Raw genomic sequence first — 1,068 nt, forward strand, 5'->3', positions numbered from 1 at the left:
CCCCGGCACGCCCGGCACCCCCGATGCTCGCCGTGTCCGCCATCGGGTCGCCAACCTGTACGGCCCCACCGAGGCCACCATCAACGCGACCTGCCACATCATCGACACCCGCCCTGCCGACGACGTCCGCCACCTCCCGATCGGCCGCCCGATCGCCGGCACCGAACTGGCGGTGGTCGACGCGGACGGCCGGGCCTGCGCCCCCGGGGAGGCCGGGGAACTCCTCATCGCCGGCACCGGACTCGCCCCCGGCTACCTCGGCGACCCGCACCTCACCGCGGCGGCCTTCACCGAGCGGGACGGGCGGCGCTGGTACCGCAGCGGCGACCGCGTCCGCCGTACGGCCGACGGGGTGCTGGAGTTCCTGGGCCGCCTCGACGACCAGGTCAAGGTCCGCGGCCACCGCGTCGAACTCGGCGAGGTCGAGGCCGCGCTCCTCGCCCACCCGGGCCTGGCCCGCGCGGCCGTGCTGCTGCGGGAGGAGCGGCTCGTGGCGTACGTCGAGCCCCGCGCCGGGGCACCGGAGCCCGACGCCCGCGAGGTCCGCGCCTTCCTGTCCCGGACCCTCCCCCCGTACATGCTCCCGGCACGGATCCACGCCCTCGCCGCTCTCCCGCTGACCGGCACGGGCAAGATCGACCGCAACCGTCTCGCGCCACGCCCGGACCACGACACACCCGCACCGACGCCGGAACCGCCCGCCGAACGTACCGCCGCCGTACCGGAGGAGCCCGGCGCGGCGACGGGGCGGACAGCGCCCCGCACCCCACCGGCGACCCCCACCGAACGGCTGCTGGCCCGCGCCTGGTCCCAACTCCTCGACGTGCCCGAGGTCTTCCGGGAGGACGACTTCTTCGTCCTCGGCGGGGACTCCCTCACGGTGCTGGAACTGTTCTCCCGCCTGCGCGACGACCACCGCCTCCTGCCACGACCGACCGCCGTCTACACGCACCGCACCCTGAGCGCGCTGGCGGCGGCCATCGACACGGCCAACGACACGGCGGCGGCCACCGCGCTCCCCGTCGCGGGGCCCGCCCCGGCCGCCGCCAGCGCGCTCAGGGTGCGGTG

General features: G+C 76.7%; 1 protein-coding gene. It reads left to right on the top strand.

Going from position 1 to position 1,068, the window contains the following annotated elements; all coding sequences use genetic code 11:
- On the top strand, positions 1–1,068 hold a 1,068-nt coding region (locus AOK23_RS43965), incomplete at both ends, for a non-ribosomal peptide synthetase (RefSeq protein WP_157878344.1).

The sequence above is a fragment of the Streptomyces torulosus genome, assembly GCF_001419765.1.
Taxonomy (GTDB): Bacteria; Actinomycetota; Actinomycetes; order Streptomycetales; family Streptomycetaceae; genus Streptomyces; species Streptomyces torulosus.